Below are 15,900 nucleotides of genomic sequence, written 5' to 3'. Positions count from 1 at the left end.
TATGAGCCTGAATCCGAGAGACGTCGTCATTGTCGACTTCGGCCGCACCCCGATGGGTCGTTCCAAGGGTGGCATGCACCGCAACACCCGCGCCGAGACCATGTCGGCGCACCTGATCAGCAAGCTGCTGGAGCGCAACCCGAAGGTCGACCCGGCCGAAGTGGAAGACGTGATCTGGGGCTGTGTCAACCAGACCCTGGAACAGGGCTGGAACATCGCGCGCATGGCGTCGCTGATGACCCAGATCCCGCACACCAGCGCCGCGCAGACCGTCAGCCGCCTGTGCGGTTCGTCGATGAGCGCGCTGCACACCGCCGCCCAGGCGATCCAGACCGGCAATGGCGATGTATTCGTCATCGGCGGCGTGGAGCACATGGGCCACGTCGGCATGATGCATGGCGTCGACCCGAACCCGCACCTGTCCCTGTACGCCGCCAAGGCCTCGGGCATGATGGGCCTGACCGCGGAAATGCTCGGCAAGATGCACGGTATCAGCCGTGAGGCGCAGGACAAGTTCGGCGCGCGTTCGCACCAACTGGCCTGGAAGGCCACCCAGGAAGGCAAGTTCAAGGACGAGATCATCCCGATGGAAGGGTATGACGAGAACGGTTTCCTGAAAGTCTTCGACTTCGACGAGACCATTCGTCCGGAAACCACCGTCGAGACCCTGGCCGAGTTGAAGCCGGCGTTCAATCCGAAAGGCGGCACCGTGACCGCGGGGACCTCCTCGCAGATCACCGACGGTGCCTCCTGCATGATCGTGATGTCGGCCCAGCGCGCCCAGGACCTGGGCATCCAGCCGATGGCGGTGATCCGCTCCATGGCCGTGGCGGGTGTCGACCCGGCGATCATGGGCTACGGCCCGGTGCCGTCGACCAACAAGGCGCTCAAGCGTGCCGGCCTGACCATCGCCGACATCGATTTCGTCGAACTCAACGAAGCCTTCGCCGCCCAGGCCCTGCCTGTGCTGAAGGACCTCAAGCTGCTCGACAAGATGGACGAGAAGGTCAACCTCCATGGCGGCGCCATCGCCCTGGGTCACCCGTTCGGTTGCTCCGGTGCGCGCATTTCCGGCACCCTGTTGAACGTGATGAAGCAGAACGGCGGTACCCTTGGCGTGTCCACCATGTGCGTGGGCCTGGGACAGGGTATCACCACCGTCTTCGAGCGCATCTAAGCGTTCGTCGAAGGGGAAAGCCGGGGCCTCGTGCCCCGGCTTTCGTTTTTCAGTGTCAGTCGTTTCCGGCTGTATCGAGCGAATGACGCCCCGGGAGCGCGGGTTTGCCTATTGTGCGATCCGTGCCTATACCGGGCTGTTGTATGTCGGCATTGTGCCGTTGTTTTCCGATTTTCGAGACAAGGTAAGGAACATGGACCTGCAGGCTGGGCTCTATCGTCATTACAAGGGACAGAACTACCGGGTCCTGGGTGTCGCGCGGCATTCGGAGACGGAAGAGGCGCTGGTGATCTACCAGGCGCTGTACGGCGAATTCGGTCTCTGGGTGCGTCCGCTGGAGATGTTCACCGAGGCCGTGGAGGTCGATGGCGAGTGGGTGCCGCGCTTCGTCCTGGTGAGTCCCGAGGCCGATCCCCTGGGCTTGCAGAAAGCTCCCGGCGGGGAAGACCGCGCTTGACCTTGGCTCGTTCGCCACTATATATAGCGGTGCCGCGCTAGTCGCTCCCTCCTTTATATTCATCTTTTCGACGCAGGAACCTTCCGATCCATGGGTAAATCGCTGGTCATCGTGGAATCCCCGGCCAAGGCCAAGACCATCAACAAGTACCTGGGCAGCCAGTACGTGGTGAAGTCGAGCATCGGCCACATCCGTGACCTGCCCACCAGTGGTTCGTCGAGTTCCAAGGAGCCGGCGGCCAAGGGCCGCAAGAGCGCCTCCGAGGCGCCGGCGCTGTCACCGAAGGAGAAGGCCAGGCGCCAACTGGTCTCGCGCATGGGGGTCGACCCCGAGCATGGCTGGAAGGCCAAGTACGAGATCCTGCCCGGCAAGGAAAAGGTCATCGACGAGCTGCGCCGCCTGGCCAAGGACGCCGACACCGTCTATCTCGCGACCGACTTGGACCGCGAAGGGGAGGCCATCGCCTGGCACCTGCGGGAAGCCATCGGCGGTGACGAAAGCCGCTACAAGCGCGTGGTATTCAACGAAATCACCAAGAAGGCCATTCAGGAGGCCTTCTCCCAGCCCGGCGAGCTCGATATCAACCGGGTGAACGCCCAGCAGGCGCGGCGTTTCCTCGACCGCGTGGTCGGCTACATGGTCTCGCCGCTGCTCTGGCAGAAGATTGCCCGCGGGTTGTCCGCCGGTCGCGTGCAGTCGGTAGCGGTGAAGCTGGTGGTGGAGCGCGAACGCGAGATCCGCGCCTTCGTCCCGGAAGAGTACTGGGAAGTGCATGCCGACCTCGGTACCGCCAAGGGCGCCAACGTGCGCTTCGAGGTTACCCGCGAGAAGGGCGAGGCCTTCAAGCCGCTCAACGAAGCCCAGGCCATGGCGGCCCTGGAAAAGCTCAAGGCGTCGGCCTATAGCGTCGCCAAGCGCGAGGACCGGCCGACCTCCAGCCGACCCTCGGCGCCGTTCATCACTTCCACCCTGCAGCAGGCGGCGAGCAACCGCCTGGGCTTCGGGGTGAAGAAGACCATGATGATGGCCCAGCGTCTCTACGAGGCCGGCTACATCACCTACATGCGTACCGACTCGACCAACCTGTCGGCCGATGCCATTGGCATGGTCCGCGGTTTCATCGAAGACGAGTTCGGCCAGAAGTACCTGCCGGGCAAGGCCAACGTCTACTCGAGCAAGGAGGGCGCCCAGGAAGCGCACGAGGCGATCCGTCCTTCCGACGTCAACCTCAAGCCGACCCAGCTGTCCGGCATGGAGCGCGACGCCGAGCGCCTGTACGACCTGATCTGGCGCCAATTCGTGGCGTGCCAGATGACCCCGGCCGAATACCTCTCGACCAGCGTGAGCGTCACCGCCGGCGATTTCGAACTGCGCGCCAAGGGCCGCATCCTCAAGTTCGACGGTTATACCCGGGTACTGCCGCAGCAGAGCAAGCCGGGCGAGGACGACGTCCTGCCGGAAATGAAGGAAGGCGAGAACCTCAAGCTGATCAAGCTCGATCCGAGCCAGCACTTCACCAAGCCGCCGGCGCGCTACTCCGAAGCGAGCCTGGTCAAGGAACTGGAGAAGCGCGGTATCGGCCGCCCCTCGACCTACGCGGCGATCATCTCCACCATCCAGGAGCGCGGCTACGTAACCACCCACAACCGCCGCTTCTATGCGGAGAAGATGGGCGACATCGTCACCGATCGGCTCAACGAGAGCTTCGCCAACCTGATGGACTACGGTTTCACCGCCGGGATGGAGGAGCATCTCGACGACGTGGCCCAGGGCGAGCGCGACTGGAAGCACCTGCTCGACGAGTTCTACGGCGATTTCAAGAAGAAGCTCGAGGTGGCCGAAGTCAGCGAGAAGGGGATGCGCGCCAACCAGCCGACCCTGACCAACATTCCCTGCCGCGAGTGCGGCCGGCCGATGATGATTCGTACCGCCTCCACCGGCGTGTTCCTCGGCTGCTCGGGCTACAGCCTGCCGCCGAAGGAACGTTGCAAGGCGACCGTCAACCTGATTCCCGGCGACGAGATCGCCGCGGACGACGAGGGCGAGTCCGAGTCGCGGGTGTTGCGTGGCAAGCATCGCTGCCCGATCTGCAGTACCGCGATGGACGCCTACCTGCTGGACGAGAAACACAAGCTGCATATCTGCGGCAACAACCCCGACTGTCCGGGCTACGAGATCGAGGAAGGCCAGTACCGGATCAAGGGCTACGAAGGGCCGAGCCTGGAATGCGACAAGTGTGGCAGCGAGATGCAGTTGAAGACCGGCCGTTTCGGCAAGTTCTTCGGTTGCACCAATCCGACCTGCAAGAACACCCGCAAGCTGCTGAAGAATGGCGAGGCGGCGCCGCCGAAGATGGACGCCATCCGCATGCCTGAATTGAAGTGCGAGAAGGTGGACGATATCTACGTGCTGCGCGACGGCGCTTCGGGCATGTTCCTGGCCGCCAGCCAGTTCCCGAAGAACCGCGAGACCCGCGCGCCGTTGGTGAGCGAGATCATCCCGCACAAGGCCGAGCTGGATCCCAAGTACCATTACCTCTGCGACGCCCCGCAGAAAGACCCGGACGGCCGTCCCGCGGTGATCCGTTTCAGCCGCAAGACCAAGGAGCAATACGTGCAGTCCGAGGTCGATGGCAAGCCCACCGGCTGGCGCGCCTTCTACGATGGCGGCAAGTGGAAGGTCGAAGACAAGCGCTGATGGATGGCGCGCCCGCTTGCATGGGGCGCGCTTATACTGCGCGAAGGCCGGGCGCTGACCTGGCCTGCGCTCCGCATTCCTTCCAGTTTTAACCGGGAGTACCGGCATGGCCCAAGAGCTTTATACCCGCACCAACCAGAAGCTGTATTTCGCCGGGTTGGCTCTGGAGGCCTGGAAGCGAGCCGATGCCGAGCGGGCGATGAATGCCCAGGCGATCATCCAGGGGGAGCGCGAATCGGCGCTGTTCCACCTTTATGGCGCAGTGCTCGGTGTATGCCATGAGATCGCCGGTTACTACCGTCTGCCGCAGGCTGCCGCTCCTCGCGTGGATGCATTGCTGAATGCCGAAGTGCTGGCGGCCGCGCCCAGCCCCGAGCTGGCTGAGCTGGTGGAGTTGGCGTCGCAGCCGGAAACCTGGCTGGGCCAGTTGCTGGGCGCCTACTCCGAGCTGTTCCTGCCGCCGCGACCGACCAAGGCAGCGAAGATCGACCCCAGCACACCGTTGATCGTTGCCGTGAGTATCGACGAAGACGCCCCCTTGCTTTCTCGCGAAACCCTCGAGGAATGGCGGCAGTCGCTGAAGCAATTGGTCCTGCGTTTTCGCGAGAGCCTGACGGAGCTGTAACGCCGTCGTCATTCGCCGATCAGCGGTAGGAAATTTTCCTACCGTTCCACTCGGTTGATTTGCCAGCAAAAAAATTTAGCGGATGCCGTCCGGGCGCTCTGGAACCGCCGTTACAGGCGCGAGAGCGGAACCGGAAGGCGGATGCGGGCTAGGGATGCACTGGATGGGCTGTTACAATGTCGCGTCTTCGTAGAGAGCGTCTGTCATGCCAACATCCTTCCTTGAAATCGTAGAAATGCCCGACGGGCGCATCGTGCTGCGTCGCGCCGATGACGAGGAGGCGTTGGTGACCCTGGAGTTCTCCGGGGACGCGAAGAATTTCCTGCAAGGCCAGCATGTCGAAGTGGCCAAGGCCATGTTCAATGTCGGCGTGCAAATGGCCGGTCGTCTTGCCGAGGGCGAGATGGAACACGACGAAGGCCCCCGCGTCCTGCACTGAACGCTGTCCCCCGCCGTTTTTTCAACCCAGACGAATATTCAGGCTCTGTGCTTGGCCCAGTTGGGCGGCGCGGGACAGTTGCTTGCGCGCCGCCCGGCTCAGCGGTTCCAGCCAACTGACCACGGTGTGGCTGCGGCCCAGGCGCAAGGCCTCGCAACTGAGCGCCAGGGCAGCGGCGTTGTCCTTCGCCTGCAGTAGCAGGATGCGCTCGCGGTTCAGGCCGGCACGGCGCAGCCATTCATGGGTCAGGCTCGCCGGCGGAGCGATCAGGGTCAGCCAGCGGGCATCCTGTTCCTCGCTGAGCTCGCGGAGAATCGGTGCGAGCAGGGTCAGGCAGTGCCCTGGCAGGCCGCTGAGCGAAAGTTCGCTAAAGGCAGCGGGTTCCTCGATGGAGGCGCTGGAAGGGCTGTCGATGACATCGTCGAGCAAGGGAGCGCCGTTGCTGGCCCAGAACGCTTCCTGGAACAGTGGCAACTGGGCGCTGGGCAGCGAGTGGGAGGTCTGCATGGTATCTCCTGTCAGCGTCGGATCACGCCGACGCTCAAGCCTTCGATGATCAGTTCCTGCTCCTTCAGATCGACTTCGATCGGAGCGAACTCAGGGTTTTCCGCCAGCAGCCAGACCTTGCTGCCTTCGCGCTTGAAGCGTTTCACCGTGACCTCCTCGCCGATCCGCGCGACCACCACCTGGCCGTTGCGCGCTTCGCGGGTGACGTGGACGGCCAGCAGGTCGCCGTCGAGAATGCCGATGTCCTTCATGCTCATGCCGCGCACGCGCAACAGGTAGTCGGCGCGAGGATTGAAGAAGGCGGGATTGATCCGGCAGGATTCCTCGATGTTCTGTTCGGCGAGGATCGGTGCGCCGGCGGCGACCCGTCCGATCACCGGCAGGCCCTCATCGTCGTTGGCGGCATGCGGTTCGAAGCCGGGAATGCGGATGCCGCGAGAGGCGCCCGGAGTCATTTCGATGGCGCCCTTGCGTGCCAGCGCCTTGAGGTGCTCCTCGGCGGCGTTCGGCGACTTGAAGCCGAGTTCCTGGGCGATTTCCGCCCGGGTCGGCGGAAAGCCGTGGTCTTCCAGGCAGCGCTTGATGAAGGAGAGGATCTCGGCTTGGCGGGGCGTCAGCTTCTGCATGTCGTCGCTCTGTGTTTTTATCCAGTGACTGGGATTATATACAGTGAGCGAGGCGTGGCAATGATTTTCCGCATGACATTTCGTCCTGCGTCACGATGAAGTTGGCCAGTGTCTTGCTTCCGTTTTTCGGGACTTCTCTGTAATTTTCCTGACTGGTGCGTCATCTGCCGCTTGACAAGGGATGTGGCTGAAACGTATGTTTCAAACAAGTGTTTGTCAGGCGGAGAAACCATGGCCCAGTCGGAAACCGTCGAACGCATTCTCGATGCGGCGGAACAGCTGTTCGCGGAAAAAGGCTTCGCCGAAACCTCGTTGCGTCTGATCACCAGCAAGGCCGGGGTCAACCTGGCGGCGGTGAATTATCACTTCGGTTCGAAGAAGGCGCTGATCCAGGCGGTGTTCTCGCGCTTCCTCGGGCCATTCTGCGCCAGCCTGGAAAAGGAGCTGGATCGTCGCCAGGCCAAGCCCGAGGCCCAGCACGCCACCCTGGAGGACCTCCTGCACCTGCTGGTGTCCCAGGCGATGGCGGTGAAGCCGCGCAGCGGCAACGACCTGTCGATCTTCATGCGCTTGCTCGGCCTGGCCTTCAGCCAGAGCCAGGGGCACCTGCGCAAGTACCTGGAAGAGGTCTACGGCAAGGTCTTCCGGCGCTACATGCTGCTGGTCAACGAGGCGGCGCCGAAGCTGCCGCCCATCGAGCTGTTCTGGCGCGTGCACTTCATGCTCGGCGCGGCCGCCTTCAGCATGTCGGGGATCAAGGCCCTGCGGGCGATGGCGGAAACCGATTTCGGCGTGAACACTTCCACCGAGCAGGTGATGCACCTGATGGTGCCGTTCTTCGCCGCCGGCATGCGCGCCGAGAGCGGCATCGACGATCCGCTGCTGGCCGGGGCGCAACTGCGCCCGCGGAACAAGACGCCCGCCAAGGCCTGATCGCAGACGGCGCCCGAGGGCGCCGTTTTCCTTTCTCCTTTCTCTGTGCTCCGGGCGGAACTCCATGCGCCGGGCCGGCTCCATTGGCAGGCGCGCGGTACTGCCCCGGGGCTTAAGTCTTTCTGCCGGGTGCAGTACAGTGTGCGCTGTCTGAGGCCCGTGACGGCGGGCTTCGCTGATTTCCAGGCCATAGGACTCTTCATGCAAGGCTCTCTGATGCTCGACATCGGCGGCACCTGGCTGACCGCCGAGGACCGCCAAATCCTGCGCCACCCCGAGGTGGGCGGGCTGATCATCTTCGCTCGCAACATCGAGCATCCTGCCCAGGTTCGCGAACTGTGTGCGGCCATTCGCGCCATCCGTCCCGACCTGTTGCTGGCCGTCGACCAGGAAGGAGGGCGCGTGCAGCGCCTGCGCCAGGGCTTCGTGCGCCTGCCGGCGATGCGCGCGATCGCCGACAACCCCAATGCCGAAGAGCTGGCCGAGCACTGTGGCTGGTTGATGGCGACCGAGGTGCAGGCGGTAGGCCTCGACCTGAGTTTCGCGCCGGTGCTGGATCTCGATCACCAGCGCAGCGCCGTGGTCGGTAGCCGCGCCTTCGAGGGCGACCCGGAGCGTGCCGCGCTGCTTGCCGGTGCTTTCATTCGCGGCATGCATGCCGCCGGGATGGCCGCCACCGGCAAGCATTTTCCCGGTCACGGCTGGGCCGAGGCCGACTCCCATGTGGCGATTCCCGAAGACGCGCGCAGCCTCGAGGAAATCCGGCGCAGCGACCTGGTTCCGTTCGCCCGCCTGGCCGGACAGCTCGACGCGCTGATGCCGGCCCATGTCATCTATCCGCAGGTCGACCCGCAGCCCGCCGGCTTTTCCCGGCGCTGGTTGCAGGAGATCCTGCGCGGCGAGCTGAAGTTCGACGGGGTGATCTTCAGCGACGACCTGTCGATGGCCGGCGCCCATGTGGTCGGCGACGCCGCCAGCCGCATCGAGGCCGCCCTGGCCGCGGGCTGCGACATGGGCCTGGTGTGCAACGACCGGGCTTCCGCCGAGCTGGCCCTGGCTGCCCTGCAACGCCTGAAGGTGACCCCGCCGTCGCGTCTGCAACGCATGCGCGGCAAGGGCTACGCGAATACCGACTATCGCCAGCAGCCGCGCTGGCTGGAAGCACTGTCCGCGTTGCGCGCCGCGCAACTGATTGATTGAGGGAGCTGTCGATGAGTGTCTACGCGATTATCGGAGGAACCGGCCTGACCCAGCTGGAAGGGCTGACGCTGAGCGAGTCCCTGCCGATCGAAACGCCGTATGGCGCGCCGTCCGCGCCGCTCCAGCGTGGCCGCTACGCCGGGCGCGAGGTGCTGTTCCTGGCGCGTCACGGTCATCCGCACCGCTTCCCGCCGCACCAGGTGAACTACCGCGCCAATCTCTGGGCGCTGAAGCAGGCGGGTGCCGAGGCGGTGATCGCGGTGAACGCGGTGGGTGGCATCCATGCGGCGATGGGAACGGGGCACCTGTGCGTGCCGCACCAGTTGATCGACTACACCTCGGGACGCGAGCACACCTATTTCGCCGGCGATATCGAGCATGTCACCCATATCGACTTCAGCCACCCCTATGACGAGCCGTTGCGCCAGCGCCTGATCGAGGCATTGCGTGCGTTGGGGCTGGCGCACAGCAGCCATGGGGTCTACGCCTGCACCCAAGGGCCGCGCCTGGAAACGGTGGCGGAAATCGCCCGGTTGGAGCGGGACGGCAACGATATCGTCGGCATGACCGGCATGCCCGAGGCGGCACTGGCCCGCGAGCTGGACCTGCCCTACGCCTGCCTGGCGCTGGTGGTCAATCCCGCGGCGGGCAAGTCGGCGGGGATCATCACCATGGCCGAAATCGAACAGGCGTTGCACGATGGCATCGGCAAGGTGCGCGAGGTGTTGGCGCGGGTCCTGGCCGGCTAGGCGGCCATCGCAACGAAAAAAAGGCCGCTATTGCGGCCTTTTTCGCTATTGCGCAGGAGGTGCGGCGTCGAAACCGCCTTCGACGGGAGGCGCGTCCGCCGGTGCCTGCTGTTCTTCCATTTCCATGGGATTGGGGGCGGCGGGACGGGCGCCGACCGGCACCACCTTGATCAGGATGCCCAGGCTCGGATGGTCGAGATAGGTCAGTTCGCCATTCTTCAGCCGCGTGCCCTGCCTGATGTGCTGGCTGCCGGCGAGGAAACCGTCGTCGCCGAAGCGATTGACCCAGAAATCGGCCTCCATGTCGACGAAGCGCACCTGGCTGAGGGTCAGCGTACCTTCCACCGGGAAATGATGATCCTGTTCCTGGCCTTCGCTGAGGGCGATCTTCACCGGGGTCTCGCCGATGTCCTGGCGCCAGGCCTTGTGCAGCAGCACGGTGTAGCCGTTGTCCTGGCTGAGCTTGGCGAGCTGGTTGTCGAGCGCGGTGGCGCGCAGGGCGTCGCTGGCCAGCGGCTGTGCGCCGGTGGCCCAGTCGTCCGGCGCCGGCTGGCTGGACGGCACGGCATCGCCGGCCTGGCGGAACACCACCAGTTCCACCTGGTAGGGACCGCCGGCGAATGCCGCGGGGGCGGCCAGTGAGAGCAGCAGGGCAAGGCAACGGAACAAGCGCATAGGCTAATCCTTAGGTGGTTTGCGGTGTCAGGCGCTCGAACAGCGCCTCCAGGGTATTGAAGCGTTCTTCCGGTCGTTCCATGGGCACCTGGAAGCGGAACAGGGTTGCGCCTTCGAACTTGTAGCGGTTCGGCTGGCCCTGGATCAGCTTGATCAGTACCAGCGGGTCGACCTGGGTATCGGCGGCGAATTCTATACGACCGCCCTGCGGTCCGGCATCGACCTTGAGGATTCCAAGTTTTTCCGCCTGCAGCTTCAGAAGGGTCAGGCGCATCAGGTTCTTCGCCGGATCGGGCAGGAGCCCGAAGCGGTCGATCATCTCCACCTGCAACTCGCGCAAACCTTCCTCGTCAGGGGCGTTGGCGATGCGCTTGTAGAGGATCAGCCGGGCATGCACGTCGGGCAGGTAATCCTCGGGGATCAGCGCAGGCACCCGCAGGTTGACCTCCGGCCCACCGCCCAGCGGCTGCTCGAGGTTCGGCTGCTCGCCCTTGCGGATGGCCTTCACCGCCCGTTCGAGCATTTCCATGTAGAGGGTGAAGCCGACCGCCTGGATCTGCCCGCTCTGGCCGTCGCCGAGCAACTCGCCGGCGCCGCGGATCTCCAGGTCGTGGGTGGCGAGGACGAAGCCGGCGCCCAGGTCCTGGGCGTTGGCGATGGCTTCCAGGCGCTTCTCGGCGTCCGGGGTCATCTGTCGGCGTGGCGGTGTCAGCAGGTAGGCGTAGGCCTGGTGGTGGCTGCGACCGACGCGGCCGCGCAACTGGTGCAACTGGGCCAGGCCGAACTTGTCGGCGCGCTCGATGAGGATGGTGTTGGCGCTGGGCACGTCGATGCCGGTCTCGATGATGGTCGAGGCCACCAGCACGTTGAAGCGCTTGTGGTAGAAGTCGCTCATCACCTGTTCCAGCTCGCGCTCGTGCATCTGTCCGTGGCCGATGCCGATGCGCGCCTCCGGGACCAGTTCGGCGAGGTCGCGGGCGCACTTCTCGATGGTCTTCACTTCGTTGTGCAGGTAGTACACCTGGCCGCCGCGCAGCAGTTCGCGGAGCAGCGCCTCCTTGATCACCGCGTTCTGCTGCTCCATGACGAAGGTGCGCACCGACAGGCGGCGCGCCGGCGGCGTGGCGATGATGGACAGGTCGCGCATGCCGGAGACGGCCATGTTCAGGGTCCGCGGGATCGGCGTGGCGGTGAGGGTGAGGATATCCACTTCGCTGCGCAGGGCCTTGAGCTGCTCCTTCTGGCGCACCCCGAAGCGGTGTTCCTCGTCGATCACGACCAACCCCAGGTTGGCGAACTTCACGTCTTCCTGGAGCAGCTTGTGGGTCCCGATGAGGATGTCGATCTTGCCTTCGGCCAGTAGCCGCGCGGCGTTCTCGACTTCCTTGGCGCTCTTGAAGCGGCTCATCACCTCGACGCTCACCGGCCAGTCGGCGAAGCGGTCGCGGAAGCTGTTGTAGTGCTGCTGGGCGAGCAGGGTGGTGGGCACCAGCACCGCCACCTGCTTGCCGCTATGCACGGCGACGAACGCCGCGCGCATCGCCACTTCGGTCTTGCCGAAGCCGACGTCGCCGCAGACCAGGCGGTCCATGGGCCTGGGCGCGAGCATGTCGGCGACCACCGCCTCGATGGCGCTTTGCTGGTCCGGCGTCTCCTCGAACGGGAAGCCGGCCGAGAAGCTCGCGTAGTCGGCCTGCGGATCCTTGAACGCGAAGCCTTCGCGGGCGGCGCGGCGGGCGTAGATGTCGAGCAGTTCGGCGGCGACGTCGCGAACCTGTTCGGCGGCCTTGCGCTTGGCCTTCTGCCAGGTTTCCGAGCCGAGTCGGTGCAGCGGCGCCAGGGCGTCGTCGGCGCCGGTGTAGCGGGCGATCAGGTGCAGGTTGGCGACCGGCACGTAGAGCTTGGCGTCCTCGGCGTATTGCAGCATGAGGAATTCCGCCTGCTGGTTGTCCACCTCGAGGGTGATCAGGCCCAGGTAGCGGCCGACGCCATGGTCGATGTGCACCACCGGCGCGCCTTCGCGCAGCTCGGTGAGGTTCTTGATCACCGCGTCGCCGCCGTCGCGGGTCTTTTCCCGGCGCCGGCGCTGCATGACGCGCTGGCCGAACAGCGGGCTTTCGGCGACCAGGGCGAGTGCCGGATGGTCCAGCAGCAGGCCCTCGTCCAGCGGCGCGATGCTGATCGCCAGGCGTGCCTGGCTGGCGAGGAAGGCCGGCCAGCCGTCGACTTCCTCGGGGCGCAGCTTCAGTCGGGCCAGCAGCTCCAGCAGGACTTCCCGGCGTCCGGGCGATTCGGCGCAGAACAGTACGCGGCCGGGGAACTCCTCGATGAACCGGCGCAGCGCGGCCAGCGGCTCGGCGGCCTTGGCTTCGATCGCCAGGTTCGGCAGCGGCAGGGCCGGGAAGCGCTCGCGCCCGACGCCCGGCTCGACGTCCTCCTGGCTGGCGACCACCCGTGGCCAGTTCTTCAGCCGGGCGAAGCAGTCTTCCACCGGAAGGAACACTTCCGCCGGCGGCAGCAATGGCCGTTCCGGATCGACCCGGCGGTCCTCGTAGCGGCTGCGTACGTCATTCCAGAACTGCTCCGCGGCCTGTTCGATGCCGGGCAGGGAGAACACCTGGGTGTCTTGCGGCAGGTAGTCGAAGAGGGTCGCGGTTTCCTCGAAGAACAGCGGCAGGTAGTACTCGATTCCCGAGGGTGTCAAACCGCTGGCGAGGTCCTGGTAGATCGGGCAGCGCCGGTAGTCGACGTCGAAGCGCTCGCGGAAGCGGCCGCGGAAACCGGTGACCGCTTCCTTGTTCAGGGGGAATTCGCGTGCCGGCAGCAGGCGGATCGACTCGACCTTGTCGATGGAGCGCTGGGTCTCCGGGTCGAAGGTGCGCAGGGTCTCGATCTCGTCGTCGAACAGGTCGATACGGAAGGGCAACTCGCTGCCCATCGGGAACAGGTCGATCAGTGCGCCGCGGACGGCGAACTCTCCGTGCTCGTAGACCGTGTCGACGCAGCGGTAGCCGGCGCCTTCCAGGCGCAGGCGCATCCGCTCGACGTCGAGTTTCTGGCCGACGTCGAGGACCAGGCTGCTGCCGAGCAGGAAGCGGGTCGGCGCCAGGCGGTGCAAGGCGGTGGAGATCGGCACCACCAGCACGCCGTGCTTGAGCTGCGGCAACTGGTAGAGGGCGGCGATGCGCTGGGAAATGATGTCCTGGTGCGGCGAAAAGACGTCGTAGGGCAGGGTTTCCCAATCGGGGAAATGCAATACCGGCAGGTCGGGGGCGAAGAACCGCAGTTCCTGTTCCAGGCGTTCGGCATTCTGGCTGTCGGCGGTCAGCAGCAAGGTGAAGCGCTTGGCGGAACTGGCGGCCTCGGCGACAGCCAGGCTCAGCGCGGCACCGGGGAGGTTGCCCCAGTGTTGCTTGCCGGCGCTGGCCGGCAGGCTGGGAAGACGCAGTACGGACACGGGCAAGCTGGGCTCCGGTCGGGAATTTGACCTGCCGGATTGTAACTTTCCCGACTGCTGGATGTCAGTCTTCCGACTGCTGCAGATTGCCGAGCCTGGCCGGCGCGGTCATAATGTAGCCCCTTTTTTCATCCCCTACATGTGGAAGGTATTGCCCGTGACTCAGAAGCCCGACCAGTGTCTCGGTGAATGGATCGATCGTGAAGCCATCGCGGAAGCCATGATCCCGCTGATTGGCCAGCTCTACCGCAATAACAATGTGGTGACCTCGATCCATGGCCGTGGTCTGATCAACCGCTCGGTGATCGCGATCATGAAGGCGCATCGTTTCGCCCGTCATCGCATGGCTGATGACGCCGAGCTGTCGGTTCACGAGACGTTCCCGATCCTCAAGGCGATGAGCGAGCTCAAGCTGGGCGCCGCTTCCGTCGATCTGGGCAAGATGGTCGCCAAGTTCAAGGCAGAAGGTAACGGCCGCAGCATCGAGGACTTCGTCAAGGCCGAGCTGGCCGAAGTGGCCGGCAAGCAGAACGGCGATGCCCGCGAAGGCACCGACGTCGTGCTCTACGGCTTCGGCCGCATCGGTCGCCTGCTGGCGCGTATCCTGATCGAGAAGACCGGCGGCGGCGACGGCCTGCGCCTGCGCGCGATCGTCGTGCGCAAGGGCGCCGAGAACGACCTGGTCAAGCGGGCCAGCCTGCTGCGTCGGGACTCGGTGCATGGTCCGTTCGACGGCACCATCACCATCGACGAAGAAAACAACACGCTGACCGCCAACGGCAACCTGATCCAGGTGATCTACTCCAACGACCCGGCGTCGATCGACTACACCCAGTACGGCATCAAGAACGCCCTGCTGGTCGACAACACCGGCAAGTGGCGCGACGCCGAAGGCCTCGGCCAGCACCTGAAGTGCCCGGGGATCGATCGCGTGGTCCTTACCGCGCCGGGCAAGGGTGCGCTGAAGAACATCGTGCACGGTATCAACCACACCGACATCGGCGCCGACGACAAGATCATCTCGGCCGCCTCCTGCACCACCAACGCCATCGTGCCGGTGCTGAAGGCCGTCAACGACCAGTACGGCATCGTCAACGGTCACGTCGAGACCGTTCACTCGTACACCAACGACCAGAACCTGATCGACAACTTCCACAAGGGCAGTCGTCGTGGCCGCAGCGCGCCGCTGAACATGGTGATCACCGAGACCGGTGCCGCCACCGCCGCGGCCAAGGCCCTGCCGGTGCTGAAAGGCAAGCTGACCGGCAATGCGATCCGCGTGCCGACGCCGAACGTGTCCATGGCGATCCTCAACCTGAACCTGGAAAAGGCCACCACCCGCGAAGAGATCAACGAGTACCTGCGCCAGATGGCCATGCACTCGGACCTGCAGAAGCAGATCGACTTCGTCAGCTCCCAGGAAGTGGTTTCCACCGACTTCGTCGGTTCGCGCCATGCCGGCGTGGTGGACGCCGAGGCGACCATCTGCAACGACAACCGTGTCGTCCTGTACGTGTGGTACGACAACGAGTTCGGCTACAGCTGCCAGGTAGTGCGCGTGATGGAAGACATGGCTGGGGTCAACCCGCCGGCCTTCCCGCGTTGATGCGCGAGGCGTAGAGGAAAACGGGAGCTCTCGGGCTCCCGTTTTTCATTTCTGTGGATAACCAGAACAAGAAACTACTCACTTCGATTTAGGGTTTTTCAATGGATGGTCAACATCTGCACCAGGGCGAGCTGAAGCGTGGCCTGAAGAATCGCCACATCCAGTTGATCGCGCTGGGCGGGGCGATCGGCACCGGGCTGTTCCTCGGCTCGGCGGGCGTCATCAAGACGGCCGGCCCGTCGATGATCCTCGGTTACGCCATTGGCGGCTTCATCGCCTTCCTGATCATGCGCCAGCTCGGCGAGATGATCGTCGAGGAGCCGGTGGCCGGCTCCTTCAGCCACTTCGCACACAAGTACTGGGGCGGCTTCGCCGGTTTCCTCTCCGGCTGGAACTACTGGGTGCTGTACATCCTGGTGGGCATGTCGGAGCTGACCGCGGTGGGCAAGTACATCCAGTACTGGTGGCCTGACGTGCCGACCTGGGCCACGGCGGCGGCGTTTTTCGTGCTGATCAACGCGATCAACCTGGCCAACGTGAAAGCCTTCGGCGAGACCGAGTTCTGGTTCGCGATCATCAAGGTAGCGGCGATCATCGGCATGATCCTGCTCGGTATCTACCTGCTGGTCGGCGGCGGTGGCGGGCCGCAAGCCTCGGTGAGCAACCTGTGGGACCGCGGCGGCTTCTTCCCCAACGGCCTCAGCGGCCTGGTGATGACCCTGGCGATCATCATGTTCTCCTTCGGTGGCCTG

14 protein-coding genes are annotated in these 15,900 nt (G+C 64.7%); 10 read left to right on the top strand and 4 right to left on the bottom strand.

Annotated features, from left to right (window positions below):
* The first annotated feature begins 1 nt into the window (after position 1).
* From fadA to HMPREF2924_RS13225, 5 genes are all read left to right on the top strand, one after another.
* Positions 2-1,177, top strand: a complete 1,176-nt coding sequence (gene fadA, locus HMPREF2924_RS13245; RefSeq protein ID WP_003113978.1) for an acetyl-CoA C-acyltransferase FadA — start codon at positions 2-4, stop codon at positions 1,175-1,177.
* A 193-nt stretch (positions 1,178-1,370) separates the two neighbouring features.
* On the top strand, positions 1,371-1,634 hold the full coding sequence (locus HMPREF2924_RS13240; RefSeq protein WP_003109484.1) for a DUF1653 domain-containing protein: 264 nt from the start codon (positions 1,371-1,373) through the stop codon (positions 1,632-1,634).
* 90 nt (positions 1,635-1,724) lie between these two features.
* Positions 1,725-4,331 carry a type I DNA topoisomerase gene (topA, locus tag HMPREF2924_RS13235; protein WP_003091201.1) on the top strand — a complete coding sequence of 869 codons (2,607 nt, stop codon included), beginning with the start codon at positions 1,725-1,727 and terminating at the stop codon, positions 4,329-4,331.
* Positions 4,332-4,437: 106 nt separating this feature from the next.
* The gene (locus HMPREF2924_RS13230) at positions 4,438-4,956 is read left to right on the top strand and encodes a DUF6586 family protein (RefSeq protein ID WP_003091199.1); all 519 of its coding nucleotides are present in this window, start codon (positions 4,438-4,440) and stop codon (positions 4,954-4,956) included.
* A 205-nt stretch (positions 4,957-5,161) separates the two neighbouring features.
* Positions 5,162-5,395 (top strand): hypothetical protein, encoded by a 234-nt coding sequence (locus HMPREF2924_RS13225; RefSeq protein WP_003109483.1) that lies wholly within the window; start codon positions 5,162-5,164, stop codon positions 5,393-5,395.
* A gap of 21 nt (positions 5,396-5,416) precedes the next feature.
* On the opposite strand, the gene sulA is transcribed toward HMPREF2924_RS13225, so the two are convergent.
* On the bottom strand, positions 5,417-5,902 hold the full coding sequence (gene sulA, locus HMPREF2924_RS13220; protein ID WP_003091197.1) for an SOS-induced cell division inhibitor SulA: 486 nt from the start codon (positions 5,900-5,902) through the stop codon (positions 5,417-5,419).
* Between the two features lie 11 nt (positions 5,903-5,913).
* Positions 5,914-6,528 carry a transcriptional repressor LexA gene (gene lexA, locus HMPREF2924_RS13215; RefSeq protein ID WP_003091196.1) on the bottom strand — a complete coding sequence of 205 codons (615 nt, stop codon included), beginning with the start codon at positions 6,526-6,528 and terminating at the stop codon, positions 5,914-5,916.
* A 231-nt stretch (positions 6,529-6,759) separates the two neighbouring features.
* On the opposite strand from lexA, the gene psrA reads away from it, so the two are divergent.
* The 3 genes from psrA to HMPREF2924_RS13200 all read left to right on the top strand — a co-directional run bounded on the left by psrA (position 6,760) and on the right by HMPREF2924_RS13200 (position 9,410).
* Positions 6,760-7,461 carry a transcriptional regulator PsrA gene (gene psrA, locus HMPREF2924_RS13210; protein WP_003091195.1) on the top strand — a complete coding sequence of 234 codons (702 nt, stop codon included), beginning with the start codon at positions 6,760-6,762 and terminating at the stop codon, positions 7,459-7,461.
* A 201-nt stretch (positions 7,462-7,662) separates the two neighbouring features.
* Positions 7,663-8,661: a beta-N-acetylhexosaminidase gene (gene nagZ / locus HMPREF2924_RS13205; RefSeq protein ID WP_003118092.1), complete on the top strand. Its 999-nt coding sequence runs from the start codon at positions 7,663-7,665 to the stop codon at positions 8,659-8,661.
* Positions 8,662-8,672: 11 nt separating this feature from the next.
* Positions 8,673-9,410, top strand: coding sequence for an S-methyl-5'-thioinosine phosphorylase (locus HMPREF2924_RS13200; RefSeq protein WP_003091193.1), 738 nt, complete (start codon positions 8,673-8,675; stop codon positions 9,408-9,410).
* Positions 9,411-9,455: 45 nt separating this feature from the next.
* On the opposite strand, the gene HMPREF2924_RS13195 is transcribed toward HMPREF2924_RS13200, so the two are convergent.
* On the bottom strand, positions 9,456-10,085 hold the full coding sequence (locus HMPREF2924_RS13195; protein WP_003091190.1) for a CsiV family protein: 630 nt from the start codon (positions 10,083-10,085) through the stop codon (positions 9,456-9,458).
* Between the two features lie 10 nt (positions 10,086-10,095).
* Positions 10,096-13,542 carry a transcription-repair coupling factor gene (gene mfd / locus HMPREF2924_RS13190; RefSeq protein WP_003109481.1) on the bottom strand — a complete coding sequence of 1,149 codons (3,447 nt, stop codon included), beginning with the start codon at positions 13,540-13,542 and terminating at the stop codon, positions 10,096-10,098.
* 139 nt (positions 13,543-13,681) lie between these two features.
* On the opposite strand from mfd, the gene HMPREF2924_RS13185 reads away from it, so the two are divergent.
* Positions 13,682-15,148, top strand: a complete 1,467-nt coding sequence (locus HMPREF2924_RS13185) for a glyceraldehyde-3-phosphate dehydrogenase (protein ID WP_009313820.1) — start codon at positions 13,682-13,684, stop codon at positions 15,146-15,148.
* A gap of 101 nt (positions 15,149-15,249) precedes the next feature.
* Positions 15,250-15,900, top strand: a 651-nt coding sequence (locus tag HMPREF2924_RS13180; RefSeq protein WP_141765535.1) for an amino acid permease, incomplete at its 3' end; no start/stop codon positions are given.

This window comes from Pseudomonas sp. HMSC063H08, assembly GCF_001813645.1.
Classification (GTDB): Bacteria; Pseudomonadota; Gammaproteobacteria; order Pseudomonadales; family Pseudomonadaceae; genus Pseudomonas; species Pseudomonas aeruginosa.
Note: the sequence above shows the minus strand (reverse complement) of the source record. Positions and strands in the feature narration are given on the sequence as shown.